Origin of the sequence: Nocardioides ureilyticus (assembly GCF_051280745.1) — a bacterium.
Taxonomy (GTDB): Bacteria; Actinomycetota; Actinomycetes; order Propionibacteriales; family Nocardioidaceae; genus Nocardioides.
This window is the reverse complement of sequence record NZ_JBNCOG010000027.1, coordinates 1-18,067: the sequence shown is the minus strand read 5'-3', so window position 1 is coordinate 18,067 and position 18,067 is coordinate 1. Positions and strand designations below refer to the sequence as shown.

The following is an 18,067-nucleotide window of genomic DNA, read 5'->3' as shown; positions in this document are numbered from 1 at the left end:
CCCGACCGGCCGCTCCTGCCGCCTGCCGGGCCGGCGGGTCCGCGTGACGGCGCTACTGGACGTCTGGTCATGGGCCATGCCTCCGTCATCGGCCGGCAGGTGGCCATCCTGACGGAGGGCAGCCTCAAGATCTCCGCAAGACCGACGCCGCTCGACCTACACCGGCGGAGTGTCCGGCTCCTCGCCGGCTTCGAGCCACCCGCGGAACGCCTCGAGGTTGCGCGTCGACTCCCCTCGCAGCTTGCGCCACTCCCACTCCTTGCGGATGGAGGAGGCGAAGCCCAGCTCGAGGATCGCGTTGAAGGAGTCGTCGGCGTAGCTGAGGACCGCACCCAGGAGCCGGTCCAGCTCCGCCGGCTCCACCGCGCTGAGCGGGAGCCGGCCGTCGAGGTAGATGTCGCCCATCCGGTCGACGGCGAACGAGACGGCGTACATCCGCAGGTTCCGCTCGAGCAGCCAGCGGTAGACCCGCTCGTGGTTCTCGTCGGGCCGGCGGCAGACGAACGCGTGCACCCCGAGGGCGTGCTCCCCGACGTCGAGCCGGACGGCGGTCTGCAGCTTCTTCTCGCCGGGGAGGCTGAAGGAGAACAGCCCCGGACGGGTCTCCTCGAACTCGAGGTCGTTGTCGGCCAGGTGGTCGCGGACGACCTGGGCCGCCTGCTCGTTCACGCTGCTGCCTCCCGCATGCCGGTGCGCGCCCGGCGGTACACGTCGAGGGTCGCGGCGGCGGTGGCCTCCCACGAGAACTCCCGGGCCTGGGCCAGCGCCCCCGCGGCGAGCCGCCGGTGCAGCGGCGGGTCGCCGAGCACCCGGTCGAGGGCCGCCGCCCAGTCGCGAGGCTGGTGCGTCGGCACCAGCAGTCCGCTCCGGCCGTCGCGCACGACGGTCGTGAGCCCACCGACCGCGGCGGCGATGACGGGCGTGCCGCAGGCCTGGGCCTCCGCGGCGACCAGCCCGAAGGACTCGTTGTACGACGGCACCGCGACGACCGTGGCCGCGGCGTACCACCGCGCCAGCTCGGCCTGCCCGACCGGCGGCACGAAGCGCACCACGTCGGCGATGCCGAGCTCCGCGGCCAGCGCCGCGAGCGACTCCGGCCGGTCCAGGCCCGAGCCGGACGGCCCGCCCACCACGGGCACCACCAGGCGCCCGCGGAGCGCCGGCGCGGCCGCGAGCAGCTCGGCGACCGCCCGGAGCAGCACGTCGGGCGCCTTCAGCGGCTGGATCCGGCCGGCGAACAGGAGCACGTGGGCGTCGGGCGGCAGGCCGAGCTCCGCCCGGGCCGCGACGCGGTCGACGGGGCGGAAGACGGTGAGGTCGACGCCGGGATGGACGACCTCCACGCGCGCCGGCTCCGCGCCGTACAGGTCGACGAGCTGGCCGGCCTCGATCGCGGTGTTGGCGATCAACATGTCGGCGGCCTCGACGACCTGCTCCTCGCCGATCGTGCGGGCGGCCGGCTCGGGGACGTCACCGGCGGCGAGCGCGGCGTTCTTGACCTTCGCCATCGTGTGCATGGAGTGGACGAGGGGCACGCCCCAGCGGTCCCGTGCGAGCGCGCCGACCTGGCCGGAGAGCCAGTAGTGGGAGTGCACGACGTCGTAGTGGCCCACCGGGTGGGCGGCCTCCGCGCGGAGCACCTCGCGGGCGAAGACGCACAGCTGCGCGGGGAGCTCGGCCTTGGTGAGCCCCTCGTACGGGCCCGCGTGGATGTGCCGCACGGACACGCCCGCGTAGGCCTCGACGACGGCGGGCAGCGTCGAGCTCGTGGCGCGGGTGAAGACGTCGACCTCGATGCCGCGGTCGGCGAGGCGCTTGGCGACCTCAACCACGTAGACGTTCATCCCGCCGGCGTCGCCGGTGCCCGGCTGGTCGAGCGGCGAGGTGTGCAGGCTGACCATCGCCAGCCGCCTGATCGGGTCCACGCTCGTCCTTCCGCTGCCGTCCGCCGGTCCTCCCGGGCCCAACCGGCGACCGGCCGCGGTTGTTCCCGTCACCCCGCGCGGCTCGCCGAGCGGCTTCCCGATCGGGCCGGCGAGCGGTGCTGGGAACGGTGTTGCGAGCGAGTCTGCGAGCGGGCGCGCGACCGGCGCCCCTGGCGCACCCAGCCGAGGACGGCGACGAGCACCATGCCGACCCCCACCAGCGCGTCGACGAGTGCGGCGTCCGGACCGTCCCGCAGCACGACCAGCACCGACCAGACCAGCACCGGCAGCGCCAGCCCGACGACGACCCGCAGCCAGGCCACGCGCACCAGCCCCCCGCCGTACGCCGCGAGCGAGACGGCGATCAGCGCGGAGCCCGTCCAGTGAGCCGGGTCCGCCGCGGCACCGTCGCCGAGGAACCAGCGGACGATCCAGGCCAGCCCGCCGAGCAGGCCGGTCACGCGGGCGAGGAGGAGCAGCACAGCAGGTCAGTGTGCCAGCGGAGCCCGGCGTCATCCACCATGGTCCGCATGACCGACCACCGCACCCGCACCGCCGTCGTCACCGGCGCCAGCAGCGGCATCGGGGCCGCCACCGCCCGGATGCTGGCGGCCGAGGGGTTCCACGTCTTCTGCGCCGCCCGCCGCGCCGACCGGGTGGAGGCGCTGGCCGCGGAGATCGGCGGCACCCCCGTCGTCTGCGACGTCACCTCGGAGGAGTCCGTGGCCGCGCTCGGCGAGGTGGTCGGCGACCGGCTCGACGTGCTGGTCAACAACGCCGGCGGGGCGTTCGGCGCCGCTCCGGTGGCCGAGGCGTCCAGCGAGGACTGGCGGCGGATGTACGAGGTCAACGTGATCGGCCTGATGCAGGTCACCCGCGCGCTGCTGCCCGCCCTCGTGGCGAGCGGCGCGGGCGTGGTCCTCAACGTCGGCTCGACCGCCGGACGCGTCGCCTACGAGGGCGGTGGCGGCTACACCGCCGCCAAGCACGGGACCCAGGTCGTCACCGAGACGCTCCGCCTCGAGCTGTGGGACCAGCCGGTGCGGGTCTGCGAGGTCGCTCCCGGGATGGTGCGGACCGAGGAGTTCGCGCTGGTGCGCTTCGACGGCGACCAGGAGCGGGCCGACGCCGTCTACGCCGGGGTCGCCGAGCCGCTCACCGCCGAGGACGTCGCCGACGCCATCACCTGGATGGTCACCCGGCCGCCGCACGTCAACGTCGACGAGCTGGTGATCCGGCCCCGCGCGCAGGCGGCGCAGCACAAGGTGCACCGGGTCCTCGACTGACGCGCGGCCCGCCGTGGAAGGGTGAGCACCATGCAGACCATCGGACTCCTGGGCGGGCTCGGCTGGAAGAGCAGCGCCGTGTACTACGAAGGGCTCAACCGCGGCGTCGAGGAGCGCCTCGGCGGCCTCCACTCCGCACGCACCGTGCTGGCCTCGGTCGAGTTCGCGGAGGTCACCGAGCTGGCCGCCGCGGAGCGGTGGGACGACGTGGCCCGGCTGCTCGTCACGGCCGCCCAGGGCGTGGAGCGCGCCGGCGCCGACTTCGTGCTGATGTGCACGACGGCGTACCACCAGGTCTTCGACCAGGTCGAGGCCGCGCTCGACGTACCCGTCCTCCACCTCGCCGACGTCGTCGCCGACGCCTGCAAGGCCGCCGGCGTCTCGTCGGTCGGCTTCCTCGGCACCCGGTTCTCGATGACCCGGCCGTTCTTCACCGACCGGCTCGCCAGCCACGGCATCACCGTGCACGTGCCGGACGAGCGGCACCACCAGGAGCTCGACGACGTCGTGTACGGCGAGCTGGTGCACGGCCGGGTCCTCGACACCTCCCGCCGCGGGGTCGTCTCGGTCATCGACGAGCTGTGGGACGCCGGCGCGGCCGGTGTGGTCCTCGGGTGCACCGAGCTCGAGCTGCTGGTCAAGCAGGCCGACGCCGACATCCCCGTCTTCCCCTGCACCACGCTGCACGTGGCGGCGGCCCTGGACCGGGCGCTGGCCTGACCCGACCCCGCAGCCGGCTTCACTCCCCCAGCACCAGCTCCACGATCCGCCGCAGGTCCGGGGTGAGCCGGGGCTCGGGAACGACCGCACGAGCCCCGCAGACGTCGACCTCGTAGACGAACGCGTCGGGCACCGGGTGCACCTGCTCGACCGAGCCGAGGTCGACCCGTTCGCTGAGCAGCCTCAGCTCCCGCGCCCGCGGGTCGTCGGCGTCGAGGTCGACGGCACCCTCCGCGACCAAGCCGGCGAAGCCGCCGGTACGTCGTACCGCCACACGCGTGGCGGCGCTCGAGCCGGCCGCCGGCGTGCCCGGCACACCGGTCGCGCCGGGGACCACCCCGACCGCGTCCCAGGCCTCCCGGACCGCAGCCGCATGGGGCCCGGCCGCGAGCACGGTGGCGGCCGCGAACGAGGCGAAGTCACTGCGGGGGCGGACGTCGCCGCCGGTGAGCGCGTCGTACCAGATCCGGCCGGCGCCCTCCGCCGACGAGCCGCCCACCGCCAGCGCGGCGAGGTGGAAGGCGCGGTTGGGGATGCCCGAGTTCAGGTGCACCCCACCGTTGTCGTCGAGGGTGTCGACGTAGTCGCGCATGTGGCCGGGCTGCGGGTCACGCCCGAGCGCGGGGTCGTCGTACGCCGTGCCGGGGGCAGCCATGTCGCGCAGCGCCCGTGCCGCGACCCCGGGCAGGAAGATGCCCGCGCCGATCAGCCAGTCGCCCTGGGCTGCGGACTGGCCGAGCAGCCACTGCTTCAGGCAGGCGGCGAAGACGTCGGCGACCGACTCGTTCAGCGCGCCGGACTGTCCCTGGTAGACGAGGCCGGCGCTGTGCTCGACGACCGCGTGGGTCAGCTCGTGGCCGAGCACGTCCACCGCCCTCGTGAAGCGTCCGAAGACGCGCCCGTCACCGTCGCCGAAGACCAGCTGCGACCCGTCCCAGAAGGCGTTGGCGTAGTCCCGGCCGTAGTGGACGGTCACCACCGCGGGCGCCCCGGAGCCGTCGTACGACGCGCGACCGTAGGCCTGTGCGAAGAAGGCCAGCGCCGCCGCGGTGCCCTCGGCCGCCTCGTCCACGGCCGCGTCGCCCACCGGTGCCTGGCCGGCCGAGCGACGCAGCGTGCCGGGGAGCTCGGTGGTCTGCCGGGCGTCGTGGACCGCCCAGGCAGGCGCTCGCGTGCGCTCCGTGACGGGGACGGGGGCGAGGGCGGCACGCTCGCCACGCACCGCCTCGTCCAGCGCCAGCCCACCGGCGTACGCCGGGTCGGTCTCGGCGAGCCGGCGCAGGAGGTAGGGCGGGACGAACGAGCGACGGGTCCGGGACATGTCCCCACCCTGCCCCGCGGCGCCGACAGCGTCGAGGGCCCGGTGTCGCCGGCGACGGGGCCGGGATCACCCCGCCGAGGGCACCCGGTCCGGCGGGAAGCCGCCGGTGGCGACCGGACCCCAGTCCTCGACGGTGATCCGGAGCAGCGACTTGCCCTGGGCGCGCATGGCGGCGCGGTACTCCTCCCAGTCCGGGTGCTCGCCGGAGATGCAGCGGAAGTACTCGACCAACCCGTCCTCGGCCTCCTGCGACGGCATGTCGAGGACCTCGGCGGTCCCGTCGAGCTGGACCCACGCGTCGTTCCACTCCTCGGAGAGCACCAGCACCGAGCAGCGCGGGTCCCGGCGGAGGTTCACGGCCTTGGCGCGGTCGGGGTACGTCGAGACGACGACGTGGCCCTCCGCGGAGACCCCGCCGGTCACGGGCGAGAGCTGCGGGCGGCCGTCGGAGCGGTGGGTGAGCAGGACCAGGCGGTGGCGGGTGCGGACGAAGTCCAGGAGCGCGGTGCGGTCGACGCGGGTGTTCGTGGCGATGGCAGGCATGTCCTGCAGGTGCCCAGGCGGTGCTCCCGGCCACACCTGCGGATGCGGGGCGAGCGCGCGGGCGCCCCTAGACTCGACGGGGCCCTCCTGCGGCCTCCCCGATGAACTCCAGACCCTCGACGGAAGCGACGTACCGCCCTCATGCCCGGAACCACCGCCCGCACGGACCTGCGCAACGTCGCCATCGTCGCCCACGTCGACCACGGCAAGACGACCCTCGTCGACGCGATGCTCCGCCAGGCCGGCGCCTTCACCGCCCACCAGGCCGAGAGCGTCGCCGAGCGGGTCATGGACTCCGGCGACCTCGAGCGCGAGAAGGGCATCACCATCCTCGCGAAGAACACCGCGGTCCACTACGCGGGCCCGGCGGCGGGCGGGGAGCCGATGACGATCAACATCATCGACACCCCCGGTCACGCCGACTTCGGTGGCGAGGTCGAGCGCGGCCTGTCGATGGTCGACGGCATCGTGCTGCTCGTGGACGCCTCCGAGGGCCCGCTGCCGCAGACCCGCTTCGTGCTCCGCAAGGCGCTCAACGCCGACATGCCGGTGATCCTCGTCGTCAACAAGACCGACCGCGGCGACGCCCGGATCGCCGAGGTCGTCGACGAGACCTACGAGCTCTTCATGGACCTGCTCGACGACAGCCACAGCCAGGAGGCGCTCGACTTCCCGGTCGTCTACGCCTCGGGCCGCGCCGGCGTGGCCGGGCTCGACCAGCCCGCGAACGGCGAGCTGCCGGACAGCAAGGACCTCGAGCCGCTGTTCAAGACGATCCTCGAGACCATCCCGGCCCCGACCTACGACGAGGGCGCGCCGCTGCAGGCCCACGTGACCAACCTCGACTCCTCGCCGTTCCTCGGCCGGCTCGCGCTGGTCCGCGTGCACCAGGGCGAGCTGAAGAAGGGCCAGCAGGTCGCGTGGATGAAGCGCGACGGCTCGGTCAACCGCGTGAAGATCACCGAGCTGCTCGTGACCGAGGGCCTCGAGCGCAAGCCCGGCGAGTCCGCCGGCCCCGGCGACATCGTCGCGATCGCGGGCATCCCCGACATCACCATCGGCGAGACCCTCGCCGACCCGGAGAACCCGGTCGCCCTGCCGCTCATCCACGTCGACGAGCCGGCGATCTCGATGACCATCGGCACCAACACCTCCCCGCTCGTCGGGCGGGTCAAGGGCTCCAAGGTCACCGCCCGCCTGGTCAAGGACCGCCTCGACTCCGAGCTGATCGGCAACGTCTCGCTGCGGATCCTCCCGACCGAGCGCCCCGACGCGTGGGAGGTCCAGGGCCGCGGCGAGCTGGCGCTGGCGATCCTCGTCGAGCAGATGCGCCGCGAGGGCTTCGAGCTGACCGTCGGCAAGCCGCAGGTGGTCACCCGGGAGATCGACGGCAAGGTCCACGAGCCCGTCGAGCGGCTGACGATCGACGCCCCCGAGGAGCACCTGGGCGCGATCACCGAGCTGCTGGCCACCCGCAAGGGCCGCATGGAGCAGATGACCAACCACGGCACCGGCTGGGTGCGGATGGAGTTCCTCGTGCCGGCGCGTGGCCTCATCGGCTTCCGGACCGAGTTCCTCACCGTGACGCGCGGCACCGGCATCGCGCACCACATCTTCGAGAAGTACGAGCCGTGGGCCGGCGAGATCCGCTCGCGCAACAACGGCTCGCTCGTCGCCGACCGCAAGGGTGCCGCGACGGCGTACGCCATGACCTCGCTGCAGGAGCGCGGCGTGATGTTCGTCGAGCCGGCCACGGAGGTCTACGAGGGCATGATCGTCGGCGAGAACTCCCGCGCCGACGACATGGACGTCAACATCACCAAGGAGAAGCAGCAGACCAACATCCGGTCCGCCACCTCCGACAACTTCGAGAAGCTGATCCCGCCGAAGAAGCTCTCGCTCGAGCAGTGCCTGGAGTTCTGCCGCGACGACGAGTGCGTCGAGGTGACCCCGGAGATGGTCCGCATCCGCAAGGTGATCCTCGACGCGAACGAGCGCGCCAAGATCGCCAGCCGGGCGCGGAAGGCCGCGAAGTAGCCGTCTCCCGGAGGTCGGAGAACCTCCTGCTCACCACGCTGGTCCTGCTCACCACGCTCACCGCCGTCGCCAGCAGCCTCGGGGCGCCGCTGGTGCCGTCGGTGGCCGCCGACTTCGACGTGCGACTCACCACGGCGCAGTGGTCGCTGACCGCCGCGCTGCTGGCGGGCGCCGTGTCGACGCCGGTGGTCGGGCGCTTCGCGAGCGGCCGGCTGCGGCGGCCGACGATCCTCGCCGGCCTGGCCACCGTGACCCTCGGCATGGTCCTCGCCACGGCCGCGGTGCCGCTCGGCTCCTTCGGGCTCCTGGTCGCCGCGCGGGCGATGCAGGGCGTCGGCCTGGCGCTCCTCCCGCTGGCCATCGCCGTCGCCCGCGACGAGATGACCGGCGAGCGCCTCGCCCGGGCGGTGGCCCTGCTCTCGGTGACGACCGTCGCGGGCGCCGGCCTCGGCTATCCCCTGACCGCCCTGGTCGCCGAGGTCGGCGGCCTCGCCGCGGCGTACCTCTTCGGCGCGGCGCTCACCGCCGCCTCCTGGCTGATGGCGTGGCGCTTCGTGCCGCAGGCGCCCACCCTCGAGGGCGCACGCGTCGACTGGTCGGGCGCCGTGGGTCTGTCGGCCGCCATGCTGGCCGCGCTCCTGGCCGTCTCGCAGGGCGAGGTGTGGGGCTGGACGTCGCCGCGCACCTTGGCACTCGGGGTGGCCGGCCTCGTGGGCCTCGTGGCGTGGGTGGCGTGGACGCTGCGCCGGCCGCACCCGCTGGTCGACCTGCGGCTCGCCGTCCGCCCCGGCATCGCCGCGCCCAACCTCGTCGCGCCGATCGCCGGCCTGGGGATGTACTCGCTGCTCACCCTCGTCGTCGTGCTGGTCCGCGCCGACGGGCCGGGCTTCGGCCTGGGGATGTCCGTGCTGGTCGCGGGGACGGTCCTGGTGCCGTACGCGCTGATGTCCGTCCTCGGCAACCAGCTCGCTCGGGTGGTCGCCGCGCGCGTCGGCCCGGCGGTGCTGCTGCCGACCGGATGCCTGATGTTCCTCGGCGCGACCCTCGCGCTCGCGGTGTGGCACGACCACCTCTGGCAGGCGCTGGCCGTGATGGCGCTCGGTGGCGCCGGCAGCGGCTTCACGTTCTCGTCGCTGGCCGTGCTGATGGTGCCGCACGTGCCGGCTGCGGAGACCGGGTCGGCCATGGCGTTCAACCAGGTCCTGCGCTACCTCGGCTTCACGGTCGGGTCCGCGCTCAGCGTGGCGCTGATGGCGGCGTACGGCGGCGGGGGCGCTGGCTTCCGCGCGGCGCTGCTCACCATCGCCTCGGTGTGGGTGGTCGCCGGCGTCGGCGCCGTCCTCCTCGACCGCCGCGTGCCCGTCTGACCCTCCCCGCCGGGGTGGGAGTGGCGTGGACCCGGGAGTGGGGCGGCGGCTAGGTTCCGCGGGTGCTCCTCGACGTGCAGCTCGACGGCCGGCCCGACGGCGCCGCAGCGCGGGCGCGGGAGCTGGTCGGCGCGGGCGTGGCGGGGCTCTTCACGTTCGAGGGCCCGCACGACGTCTTCCTGCCGCTCGCGGCCGCGGCGGCGACCGGCGTCGAGACCGACCTGATGACCAACGTCGCCATCGCGATGCCGCGCTCCCCCATGCACCTCGCGCACACCGCGTGGGACCTGCAGCTGATGTCGGGCGGCCGGTTCCGTCTCGGTCTCGGCTCGCAGATCAAGCCGCACGTGGAGAACCGGTACGGCGCGACCTGGTCGCCGCCGGCCGCCCGGATGCGGGAGATCGTGCTGGCCGTCAAGGCGATCCTCTCGGCCTGGCAGGACGGCACCCGGCTCGACTTCCGTGGCGAGCACACCCGGCACACGCTGATGCCGCCGACCTTCGTGCCCGGCCCGAACCCGCACGGCCCCCCGCCCGTCCTCCTCGGCGCCCTCGGCCCGCTGATGACCCGCACGGCCGGCGAGGTGGCCGACGGCCTGCTGGTGATGCCCTTCCACAGTCACCGGCACTTCCGCGAGCGGACGCTGCCGGCGCTCGGCACGCCGGCCTCGCCGCGGTTCCGGATCCACCCGCAGGCGATCGTGGCGATGGGCCGCACCCCGGAGGAGCAGCGGGCTGCCTCCCTCGGCGTCCGCGGGCTGCTGGCCTTCTACGGCTCCACCCCGGCGTACCGCCCCGTGCTCGAGGTGGAGGGCTGGGCCGACGTCCAGCCGGAGCTCAACCGGCTCTCCAAGACCGGGGACGTCGGGGCGATGATCGAGCTGGTCACCGAGGACATGCTGCACACGCTGGCCGTGGTGGGGACGCCCGAGGAGTGCGCCGCGGAGCTGCACCGCCGCTTCGGCGACGTCGCCGACCGGGTGTGCGCCTACTTCCCCGGGTACGACGCGCCGCTGGAGCAGGTGGGTGCGCTGGCCCGCGCCCTCGGCTGAGCCACCCCGACCGGCCCGGAGACGCTCAGGAGCCGGCCACCAGCTGCTCCCGTCGCGCGGCCAGCTCCACCTCGGCGCGGGCCCGGAGCCGCTCGGCCTCGGCCTGCGCCACGGCGTACTCGGCCGCCTGCTCCTCGGCGCGCTCGCGATCGAGGTCGACCTCCCGGCTGCCGCGGAGGCCGGCCCAGATCCGCGTGGGGCTGAAGGTCTCGAGCCTGGCGACGTCGGGCGACTCGGCCACCAGCCGGGCCCGGGCCCCGGTCACGGCCGCCTCGGCCGCGGCGACGGCGGCCTTGCCCCGGTCCAGCCGTCCGGCCAGCCGGCGCTGCTCGGCGGCGTCCCGCTCGACGGCCTCGAGCTCGCCGGCGAAGGTGTCCTCAGCCATGGGCCGATCCCCTGTCCTCTCGCACGGGGGAAGCCTAGAGCCGTGACCACCCGGCCGGTGGCGCCTGCCGGGTCCAGCGGCGCCGGTCGACCATCGCGGCCGCCAGCGCCCCGCCGACCGCGCCGAAGAGGTGCCCCTGCCAGGAGATCCCCGGCTGGCCGGGGAGCACTCCGAGCAGGATCCCGCCGTACATCATGAAGAGCGTGAGCCCGAGGATGATCTCCCCGACGTTGCGGGTGTAGGCGCCCCGCACCATGAGGTAGACCAGCCAGCCGAAGACCAGCACCGAGGCGCCGACGTGCAGGGTCGCGGCCGGGGCGGTCAGCCAAACGCCGAGCCCGCCGACCAGCCAGATCACCGCCGTGACGGCCAGCCCGCGGCCGATGCCGGCCGCGAGCACGAGGAAGCCGAGGACGAGCACCGGCAGGGTGTTGCCGATCAGGTGGTCCCAGCCGGCGTGGAGCAGCGGCGCGAGGGCCACGCCCGTCAGCCCCTCACCCTCGCGCGGGCGCACGCCGTACAGGTCGAGGTCGCGGCTCCAGAGCACGTCGAGGACCTCCACCGCCCACAGCAGCGCGACGAAGCAGACGCTGATCAGCGCCGCGCGGGCCCAGGTCACCGGCCGGTCCGACCCGTGGTCCGACCCGTGGTCCGGCCGGTCATCCGACCGGTCCGGCGAGGCCTGCGACGACCTCCGCCACGGCCTCGACCTGGCGGGGGTCGGAGGCGGTCGGGATCAGGTGGACCTCGTCGGCACCGAGGTCCTCGAAGCGGCGCAGCGTGTCGGCGAGCTGCTGCGGGGTGCCGGCGAAGCCGGTGGTGGGCGCCATGGCATCGACGAGGTCCGCGGGCAGCCAGTTCATGTAGTGCCGCAGGTGCCGGTGGACCTGGGCCCGCGCGGCTCCGTCCGGTGGCCCGTCGCCCCCGCGGTCCGAGGGCTCGAGGGCGAACCAGAACGACGTCGCCAGTCGCGGTCGGCCGCGGCCCTGCTCCGCCCAGGCCTCGCGGGCGAGGTCGAAGAGCCGGCCCACCGCATCGAGGTCCAGGTCGAGGGTCACGCCGGCCAGCCCGTCTGCCCACCGGGCGGCGTCGTGGACGGTGCGCGGGCCCATCGTGCCGACCAGGACCTCCGGGCCGCCGTCCTGGACCGGCGGCGGCCCCACGGGGCGCACCGAGTCGGTCGGCCGCTCCCCCGCCCAGACCCGCCGCATCGTGGCCACGCGGTCGGCCAGGTCGCGGATCCGCTGGGTGGCGGGGTCGGCGCCGACCGCGCGGTAGTCCTCCTCGCGGCCACCGACACCGACGCCGACCGTCAGCCGCCCGCCGCAGAGCCGGTCACCGGTGGCCAGTGCCTTCGCGAGCAGGACCGGGTCGTGGAGCTGGGGCACGACCACCGTCGTGACCAGTCGTACGCCGGTCGTCCAGGCGCTGACCGCGCCGAGCAGGGTGAGGGTCTCGGGGTTGTCGAACGCGACCCGCTCGCCGAAGCACAGGGACCCGAACGGCCCGTCGTCGACGGCCCTCGCCCAGGCCTCGAGCGTGCCGGCGCCGTGCTCCCACAGGTCCGGCTCCATCACCGGAAGCGTCATACCGACCTGCATGCCCTGGCTCACGCCCGTCATCGTCGCAGACCGGCGGTCGGGCGGCCGTCGCTCTCTCAGTCCTCCACCGGGTCGGCCGCGGGGTCGCCCGTGGCGTCGCCCGCCGGCTGCGCCGTCGAGGATCGGCGCAGCTCGGGCACCAGGGCGATCAGGCCGAGCAGCGGCAGGACGGCGAGGACGAGGAGCGAGGCGGGGATGCCGAGGACGTCGCCCACCCCGCCGACCATGGCGGAGCCGACGCTGCCACCGACGAGGAAGAGCAGGGTCGCCACCCCGAGCGCCACACCGCGCACGTCGGGCTCCACCGCGTCGCCGACCGACGCCGTGAGCGCCGGCTGCCCGAGGCCGAAGGCGACCGTCACGAGCACCACCGCGACCACGAGGACGGCGGGGCCGACCCACCCGTGGCCCACCGCCGCGGTGCCGAGCGCCGCGAGGACCATCGCGACCGACGCCGTCACCCCGGAGAGGGCGAGGGCGACCGGGCCACCGACGCGGGTGAGCAGCGGCCCGGTGAACCGCGGCACCACGAGGGCGATCACCGCGCTCGGGACGAGCAGGGCGCCCACCTGCCACGGCGCCCACCCCGCTGCCACCAGCACGGCCGGCGCACCGACGAGGAGGGCGAACCACGCCGCCGGCACCGCGGCCGCGGCGACCGCGCTGCGGACGACCGTCGGGTTCTGCACCACCGAGCGCGGCAGGAAGCCGTGCGGGCGGCGCCTCACCCGCAGCGCCACCAGCGGCGCCCCGAGGACCAGCAGCAGGGCGCCGACCAGCGCGACCACCAGGCCCGTGGAGGGTGACTGGATCAGCAGGACCAGCCCGCCGGCCGTACCCGCCACGAGCACCGCGCCGAGGATGTCGAGGCTCGCGCCGCTGCCCTCACCGGTCAGCGCCCGCCACAGGAGCGGCAGCACCAGCACGCCGAGGATCGGCAGCGCCATGACGGCACGCCAGCCCAGGGCGTGCTCGACCAGGCCACCGACGAGCGGCCCGAGACAGCTGACGGCGGCGGCCATCCCGGCGAGCCGGCCGAGCGCGAGGCCGCGGACCGCCCCGTCGTACCGTCCGCTCAGCACGGCGACGCCGAGCGTGGGCACGGCGGCAGCGCCAGCGCCCTGGAAGAGCCGTGCACCGAGGTGCACGCCGTAGGTCGGGGCGAGCGCGGCGACGACCGCACCGGTCGTCATCAGCCCGATGCCGACGAGGAGCGGCAGCCGGACCCCGACCAGGTCGGAGATCCGGCCGTAGACGGCGGTGGTCACCGCGAGCATGAGGGCGTAGAGGCTGATCGACCACGTGGCCACGCCGACACCCACCCCGAAGTCCTGCCCCATCAGCGGGAGCGCGATGGCAGCCGACGAGGACCCCATGCCGGCGAGGCCGAAGAGCAGGCCCAGCAGGAGCGACACACGGCGGGAGTCGTCGCCGACCGGGGTGGGGGTCATACCGGTCGCGAACAATCTGCGGACGCGTGGTGTTCCCGGACGAGGAATGGGTACCTCCGGCGCGATGTCGACGCCACTCGCTCCGTGCACTCGCTGTTCCCCATCCGATCTCCCCGCCGATGCCCGCTCGCGCCATATCTCTCCTAGGCTGCCCTCATGACCAGGACACCGGCACTCGTCATCGCCGCCGCGTTCGCGGTCGGCGCCGGCTCCGGGCTCGGGTACGTCGACGCGCGCCCGTCCCTCGAGCAGGCTGCAGCCACGCAGCCGACCGAGCCGTCGGGTCCGGCCCCGGTCGAGGTCGCGCCCGCGCTCGAGGCCTTCCCGCCGCCGGTCGTCGCCGACGTCGCACCGCGGACCGCGCCCCCGCCGCAGCTGGTCTTCCCGTCGTCGTACAGCCACCCCGACATCGCGCCCATGCGCTCCTACGTGCCGGCGCCGGACCACGTCTCGGCACCCTCGGGCGCGGCTGGCGCGCCGAGCCCCACGCCGGTCGAGGCCGACGAGCCCGACCAGGCCGGTCCTGACCGCACCGACGAGGACACCCGGGCGCCGCAGGGCGGACTCGAGCCGAAGCCCGAGCCGAAGCCCGGACCGAAGCCCGGACCGAAGCCCGAGCCGGAGCCCGAGCCGCAGCCGGGCACGGACCCCGCTCCCGAGCCCACCCCGGAGCCGGACACGGAGCCCACCCCGGAGCCGGACACGGAGCCCACCCCGGGGCCCGAACCCACACCTACGCCCACGCCCACGCCCACGCCGGAGCCCGGCACGGACCCGAAGCCGGAGCCCGCGCCGGAGCCCGCGCCGCAGTGCGCCGACGCGGCCGAGCGCGGCTGGGAGTGCGAGGTCGACGAGACCGAGGCCGACTCCGCGCCGGAGCCGGCGCAGGCCGCCGCCGAGGAGGCCGCGCTCGTGGCCGACGTGCCGGCGCAGAGCGAGGGCACGGCCTACCAGCTCGTCGTCGACCTCGGTGCGTCTGCCGTCCGGGTGGACACCATCGACCTCGACCGGGCCGGCCTGGAGGAGTACCTCGCCGTGCTGCGCGAGGCGTTCCCCGATGCGTTCCTCACCGCGGTGGCGCCGCAGCCCACCGAGCAGCAGCCGGAGGCACCGGCCGCCGAGTGATCGCGCGGCTGTCGCGAGGACGCCCAGCTCAGCCGAGGAACCACCGGGCCAGCAGCGTGCCGTCCTCCTCCAGGAGGAGCCGCAACGTGAGCGGTACGTCGACCGGTGCGCCGGCGGTGATCCGCGGCCCGTCCCCGGCGACCAGTCGGGGCACGACGGTGGTGCACACCTCGTCGACCGCCCCGGCGGCGAGCAGGGCGCGCAGCAGCTGCGGGCCACCCTCGGAGAGCACCTGCCGCCAGCCGCGGTCGGCCAGCGCCGGCCGCAGCCGGGCCAGGTCGACGGACTCCGCACCGAGGACGAGCACGTGCTCCTCGCCCAGCAGCGACCGCGCCGCGGCGAGGTGCTCGGCGTCGGCACAGGTCGCCAGGAGCACCCGGCCCGGCGCCGCGCCCCGCAGCGTCTCGGGGACCTCGCCTCGACGAGTGACCACCACGATCGGTACCTCGGCGGCGCCGTAACCCTCGGCCCGGGCAGTGCCGGCTCCGACGACGACGACGTCGGCGAGCTCCCGGAGCGTCCGGAAGACCCGGTGGTCGGCGGCGTTGTTGATCGAGCCGCTGCGTCCGTCGGCCCCCGTCGCGGCGCCGTCGAGCGTGGTGACCATGTTGACCCGCAGCCAGGAGTCCCGGGGCGCGGCGTACAGCTCGGGCAGCTCCGGCAGGCCACTGCCCTCCGGGCCGAGCAGCACCCTCACCTGCCCCACCGCATCACCCAGTACTGCACGCCGTACGGGTCGTCGTCGTAGTCGACCCTCGCCGGTCCGCGCAACAGGTCCTCGGCGCGACGCAGGCCGTCGACCGACGCCCACAGCTCACCGGCGAGGGACCAGTCGACACCGTGGAGGTCGCCGGCCACGAGCGCGGCGCGCAGGGCCTCGTCGAAGGCGAAGGACCGCTCGTCGAGGTGGCCGGGCGCCTTCTCGCTCCGCCGGGCCGAGCCGTTCCCGACGACGAGGTACGCCGGGTCGTCGGCGGCGGCCCCCGGGTCGGGACCCGCCTCGGCCAGCAGCGCCCGGCCGACCCGCTCCCCCTGGGCGTCGGCCAGCACCGTGACCGCCGGGCCGAGCCACCGGACCGCGGCCAGCGCCGCCGCACGGAGCTCGGCCACCGGGTCGACCTGACCGGCGTGCTCGGGCAGCAGCGCGAGCACGCCCGGCACCAGCGCGACCCGCGCGCTCACTGCAGCCCCCGGATCGCACGGACCGGGCGCCGGCGCCCGGCGATGGTGTTGACCATGTCGACGACCTGCCGGGTCTCGACGACCTCGTGGACGCGGTAGATCCGGGCGCCGGCGAGGGCGCAGATCGCGGTCGCGGCGAGCGTGCCGGTGAGCCGCTGCCCGACCGGCAGGTCCAGGGACTCACCGACGAAGTCCTTGTTCGACAGCGACACCAGCACCGGCCAGCCGGTGGCCACCATCTCGTCGAGGCGCCGGGTGATCTCGAGGGAGTGGAAGGTGTTCTTGCCGAAGTCGTGGGCCGGGTCGATCACCAGCGACTCACGCGCGACGCCGGCGGCGAGGGCCCGCTCGGCGTAGGCGACCGTGTCGTCGATCGCGGCCCGGACCACGTCGTCGTACTCGACCCGGTAGGGGCGGGTCCGCGGCACCGCGCCGCCCGTGTGGGTGCAGACGAGCGCGACGTCGTGCTTCGCGGCCACGTCGACGAGCGCCGGGTCCGCGCCGCCCCACGCGTCGTTGAGGACGTCGGCCCCGGCCTCGCACACTGCGTCGCCGACCGACGCGCGCCAGGTGTCGACCGAGATGACGAGCGAGGGGTGCGCCGCGCGCACCCGCGCCACGAAGTCGACGACGCGCCGCTTCTCCTCCGTCTCGTCGATCTCGGCACCGGGCGCGGCCTTGATCCCGCCGATGTCGACGATCTCGGCGCCCTGGTCGACCACCTCCGCCACCCGGTCGAAGGCCTTGTCCTCGGCCCAGGTGGCCCCGCGGTCGTAGAAGGAGTCCGGGGTGCGGTTGACGATGGCCATCATCAAGGTGGCGTCGTCGGCGAACCGGTGTCGTCCGAGGCGGAGCGTCATCGTGTCGGGGTCCCCGCGGGAAGCGAGCGAAGCGAGTCTTCTCGTGGGGTGGGATCCACCGACCTCGCCGGTGGGCGCTCGGCGAGCAGGACGTCGCGGTCGACGGGGCGGATGCCGGCCGGGCCGGGGTGGTACTGGCGGAGGGTGATCGTGTCGGCTGGGCGAGGAGGTCTCCCAGCGGCAGGCCCGGCTGGTTGAGGAGGTCGCGCAGCGACCGTCTCGAAACCCGCCGGACCCCGGCCGCGCCGGCGAGCCATCGCCGCGAGGATCTGGGTCGCCATCGCGCCGAGGTCGAGCAGCGGCTGGTGGGCGTGGTCCCGGCGGCCGAGGTCGACCTGGGCGATCGCGTCGGCGCCGAGGGTCCGGGCGGTGTCGACGAGGGCCGCCAGCTCGACGGCGTACCCGCTGGGCACGGTGAGCGTCTCGAACAGGGAGCGGCGCACGGCCCACTCCCCTGCCAGCGGTTGGACGAGGCCGGCGAGCTCGGGGTGCTCCAGGGCCAGCAGCGGCCGGGCGACGAGCTCGGTCACCCGGCCCCCGTCGTAGGGACCCTCGGCGCCAGGACGCTCGTAGTAGCCCTTGACCAGCGCCACCTCGGGGCGGCTCAGCAGCGGGCCGAGCAGGCCGGGCACGAAGTGGGTGTCCCACTCGACGAGGTCGGCGTCCATGAAGACGATCAGGTCGCCGCTGGTCACGAAGAGCGACTTCCACATCGCCTCTCCCTTGCCCGGGCGCGACCCGAGGTCCGGCCGGACCTCCGCGGACCGGTGCACCACGGCGCCGGCGCCGGTCGCCACGTCGTACGTCGCGTCGGTGGAGTCGGAGTCGATGACGACGACCTCGTCGACGAGCGCCACGGTCTCGACGAGCGCCGAGCGGAGCCGGGTCACCACCTGCCCGACGGTGCCGGCCTCGTTGCGTGCGGGGACCACGAGGCTGACCCGTCGGTCGCCCTTGGCCGCGACGAGGTCGGCGAGCGACCAGTCGTTCCAGTGGTGGGTGTTGCGCGCGAACCAGCCGCCGTCCTCCATGCCGGCCAACCTAGTGCGCGGCCGTTTGCTTCAATCGACCCCATGGCCTCCGCCGAGCCCGCCCCGCGCCGGGGGCGGGGGGGGGGGGGGGGGGGGGGGGGGGGGGGGGGGGGGGGGGGGGGGGGGGGGGGGGGGGGGGGGGGGGGGGGGGGGGGGGGGGGGGGGGGGGGGGGGGGGGGGG

General features: G+C 75.0%; 19 protein-coding genes. 6 read left to right on the top strand and 13 right to left on the bottom strand.

The annotated features are described in order from the left end of the window. Positions 1–156: 156 nt before the first annotated feature. The 3 genes from ACSMHG_RS14650 to ACSMHG_RS14640 all read right to left on the bottom strand — a co-directional run bounded on the left by ACSMHG_RS14650 (position 157) and on the right by ACSMHG_RS14640 (position 2,407). A complete protein-coding gene (locus tag ACSMHG_RS14650; protein ID WP_435746385.1) occupies positions 157–669 on the bottom strand; it encodes a type III secretion system chaperone family protein in 513 nt (170 codons plus the stop codon). Continuing rightward, complete coding sequence (mshA, locus tag ACSMHG_RS14645) at positions 666–1,925, bottom strand: D-inositol-3-phosphate glycosyltransferase (protein WP_435746383.1); 1,260 nt, start codon at positions 1,923–1,925, stop codon at positions 666–668. The genes ACSMHG_RS14650 and mshA overlap by 4 nt, the downstream gene beginning before the upstream one ends. 68 nt (positions 1,926–1,993) lie before the next feature. Next, entirely contained in the window at positions 1,994–2,407 is a 414-nt protein-coding gene (locus ACSMHG_RS14640) for a hypothetical protein (protein WP_435746381.1), read from the bottom strand. 48 nt (positions 2,408–2,455) lie between these two features. Between ACSMHG_RS14640 and ACSMHG_RS14635 the strand changes: the two genes are divergently transcribed. Beyond that, positions 2,456–3,211 (top strand): SDR family NAD(P)-dependent oxidoreductase, encoded by a 756-nt coding sequence (locus ACSMHG_RS14635; RefSeq protein WP_435746379.1) that lies wholly within the window; start codon positions 2,456–2,458, stop codon positions 3,209–3,211. A 30-nt stretch (positions 3,212–3,241) separates the two neighbouring features. After that, positions 3,242–3,931: an aspartate/glutamate racemase family protein gene (locus ACSMHG_RS14630; protein WP_435746377.1), complete on the top strand. Its 690-nt coding sequence runs from the start codon at positions 3,242–3,244 to the stop codon at positions 3,929–3,931. Between the two features lie 19 nt (positions 3,932–3,950). Here the strand turns inward: ACSMHG_RS14630 and ACSMHG_RS14625 are convergent, their stop codons facing one another. Beyond that, positions 3,951–5,252: a protealysin inhibitor emfourin gene (locus ACSMHG_RS14625; protein WP_435746375.1), complete on the bottom strand. Its 1,302-nt coding sequence runs from the start codon at positions 5,250–5,252 to the stop codon at positions 3,951–3,953. Positions 5,253–5,318: 66 nt separating this feature from the next. Then, positions 5,319–5,795 (bottom strand): PPOX class F420-dependent oxidoreductase, encoded by a 477-nt coding sequence (locus ACSMHG_RS14620; protein ID WP_435746373.1) that lies wholly within the window; start codon positions 5,793–5,795, stop codon positions 5,319–5,321. 141 nt (positions 5,796–5,936) lie between these two features. Here ACSMHG_RS14620 and typA point away from each other — a divergent pair, with 141 nt between their 5' ends. The 3 genes from typA (at position 5,937) to ACSMHG_RS14605 (ending at position 10,251) form a co-directional block, all read left to right on the top strand. Then, positions 5,937–7,832: a translational GTPase TypA gene (gene typA, locus ACSMHG_RS14615; protein WP_435746371.1), complete on the top strand. Its 1,896-nt coding sequence runs from the start codon at positions 5,937–5,939 to the stop codon at positions 7,830–7,832. Beyond that, entirely contained in the window at positions 7,730–9,199 is a 1,470-nt protein-coding gene (locus tag ACSMHG_RS14610; RefSeq protein ID WP_435746369.1) for an MFS transporter, read from the top strand. The genes typA and ACSMHG_RS14610 overlap by 103 nt, the downstream gene beginning before the upstream one ends. A 62-nt stretch (positions 9,200–9,261) precedes the next feature. Beyond that, a complete protein-coding gene (locus ACSMHG_RS14605) occupies positions 9,262–10,251 on the top strand; it encodes a TIGR03617 family F420-dependent LLM class oxidoreductase (protein WP_435746365.1) in 990 nt (329 codons plus the stop codon). A gap of 25 nt (positions 10,252–10,276) precedes the next feature. On the opposite strand, the gene ACSMHG_RS14600 is transcribed toward ACSMHG_RS14605, so the two are convergent. Genes ACSMHG_RS14600 through ACSMHG_RS14585 form a run of 4 tightly spaced genes read right to left on the bottom strand, consistent with a single transcriptional unit; the run spans position 10,277 to position 13,688 of the window. After that, positions 10,277–10,636, bottom strand: a complete 360-nt coding sequence (locus ACSMHG_RS14600) for a hypothetical protein (RefSeq protein WP_435746363.1) — start codon at positions 10,634–10,636, stop codon at positions 10,277–10,279. Between the two features lie 34 nt (positions 10,637–10,670). Further along, the gene (locus tag ACSMHG_RS14595) at positions 10,671–11,255 is read right to left on the bottom strand and encodes a rhomboid family intramembrane serine protease (RefSeq protein WP_435746361.1); all 585 of its coding nucleotides are present in this window, start codon (positions 11,253–11,255) and stop codon (positions 10,671–10,673) included. Between the two features lie 40 nt (positions 11,256–11,295). Continuing rightward, positions 11,296–12,249, bottom strand: coding sequence for an LLM class flavin-dependent oxidoreductase (locus tag ACSMHG_RS14590; protein WP_435746359.1), 954 nt, complete (start codon positions 12,247–12,249; stop codon positions 11,296–11,298). A 44-nt stretch (positions 12,250–12,293) separates the two neighbouring features. Further along, on the bottom strand, positions 12,294–13,688 hold the full coding sequence (locus ACSMHG_RS14585) for an MFS transporter (protein WP_435746357.1): 1,395 nt from the start codon (positions 13,686–13,688) through the stop codon (positions 12,294–12,296). 156 nt (positions 13,689–13,844) lie between these two features. Here ACSMHG_RS14585 and ACSMHG_RS14580 point away from each other — a divergent pair, with 156 nt between their 5' ends. After that, positions 13,845–14,813 (top strand): hypothetical protein, encoded by a 969-nt coding sequence (locus tag ACSMHG_RS14580; protein WP_435746355.1) that lies wholly within the window; start codon positions 13,845–13,847, stop codon positions 14,811–14,813. Positions 14,814–14,841: 28 nt separating this feature from the next. On the opposite strand, the gene ACSMHG_RS14575 is transcribed toward ACSMHG_RS14580, so the two are convergent. Genes ACSMHG_RS14575 through ACSMHG_RS14560 form a run of 4 tightly spaced genes read right to left on the bottom strand, consistent with a single transcriptional unit; the run spans position 14,842 to position 17,886 of the window. Further along, positions 14,842–15,510, bottom strand: a complete 669-nt coding sequence (locus ACSMHG_RS14575) for a dihydrofolate reductase family protein (RefSeq protein ID WP_435746353.1) — start codon at positions 15,508–15,510, stop codon at positions 14,842–14,844. Next, positions 15,507–15,995: a class III extradiol ring-cleavage dioxygenase family protein gene (locus ACSMHG_RS14570; protein ID WP_435746351.1), complete on the bottom strand. Its 489-nt coding sequence runs from the start codon at positions 15,993–15,995 to the stop codon at positions 15,507–15,509. Before ACSMHG_RS14570 ends, ACSMHG_RS14575 begins: the two co-directional genes overlap by 4 nt. Continuing rightward, positions 15,992–16,855, bottom strand: coding sequence for a dihydropteroate synthase (gene folP / locus ACSMHG_RS14565; RefSeq protein ID WP_435746349.1), 864 nt, complete (start codon positions 16,853–16,855; stop codon positions 15,992–15,994). The genes ACSMHG_RS14570 and folP overlap by 4 nt, the downstream gene beginning before the upstream one ends. After that, positions 16,852–17,886 carry a glucosyl-3-phosphoglycerate synthase gene (locus ACSMHG_RS14560; RefSeq protein ID WP_435746347.1) on the bottom strand — a complete coding sequence of 345 codons (1,035 nt, stop codon included), beginning with the start codon at positions 17,884–17,886 and terminating at the stop codon, positions 16,852–16,854. Before ACSMHG_RS14560 ends, folP begins: the two co-directional genes overlap by 4 nt. Between the last annotated feature and the right edge of the window lie 181 nt (positions 17,887–18,067).

Bases quoted from the DNA above. Each gene is read 5' to 3' on its own strand.
- ACSMHG_RS14635 (WP_435746379.1), top strand. From the start codon at position 2,456: ATGACCGACCACCGCACCCGCACCGCCGTCGTCACCGGCGCCAGCAGC.
- ACSMHG_RS14630 (WP_435746377.1), top strand. From the start codon at position 3,242: ATGCAGACCATCGGACTCCTGGGCGGGCTCGGCTGGAAGAGCAGCGCC.
- ACSMHG_RS14625 (WP_435746375.1), bottom strand. From the start codon at position 5,252: ATGTCCCGGACCCGTCGCTCGTTCGTCCCGCCCTACCTCCTGCGCCGG.
- ACSMHG_RS14620 (WP_435746373.1), bottom strand. From the start codon at position 5,795: ATGCCTGCCATCGCCACGAACACCCGCGTCGACCGCACCGCGCTCCTG.
- typA (WP_435746371.1), top strand. From the start codon at position 5,937: ATGCCCGGAACCACCGCCCGCACGGACCTGCGCAACGTCGCCATCGTC.
- ACSMHG_RS14600 (WP_435746363.1), bottom strand. From the start codon at position 10,636: ATGGCTGAGGACACCTTCGCCGGCGAGCTCGAGGCCGTCGAGCGGGAC.
- ACSMHG_RS14585 (WP_435746357.1), bottom strand. From the start codon at position 13,688: ATGACCCCCACCCCGGTCGGCGACGACTCCCGCCGTGTGTCGCTCCTG.
- ACSMHG_RS14580 (WP_435746355.1), top strand. From the start codon at position 13,845: ATGACCAGGACACCGGCACTCGTCATCGCCGCCGCGTTCGCGGTCGGC.
- folP (WP_435746349.1), bottom strand. From the start codon at position 16,855: ATGACGCTCCGCCTCGGACGACACCGGTTCGCCGACGACGCCACCTTG.
- ACSMHG_RS14560 (WP_435746347.1), bottom strand. From the start codon at position 17,886: ATGGAGGACGGCGGCTGGTTCGCGCGCAACACCCACCACTGGAACGAC.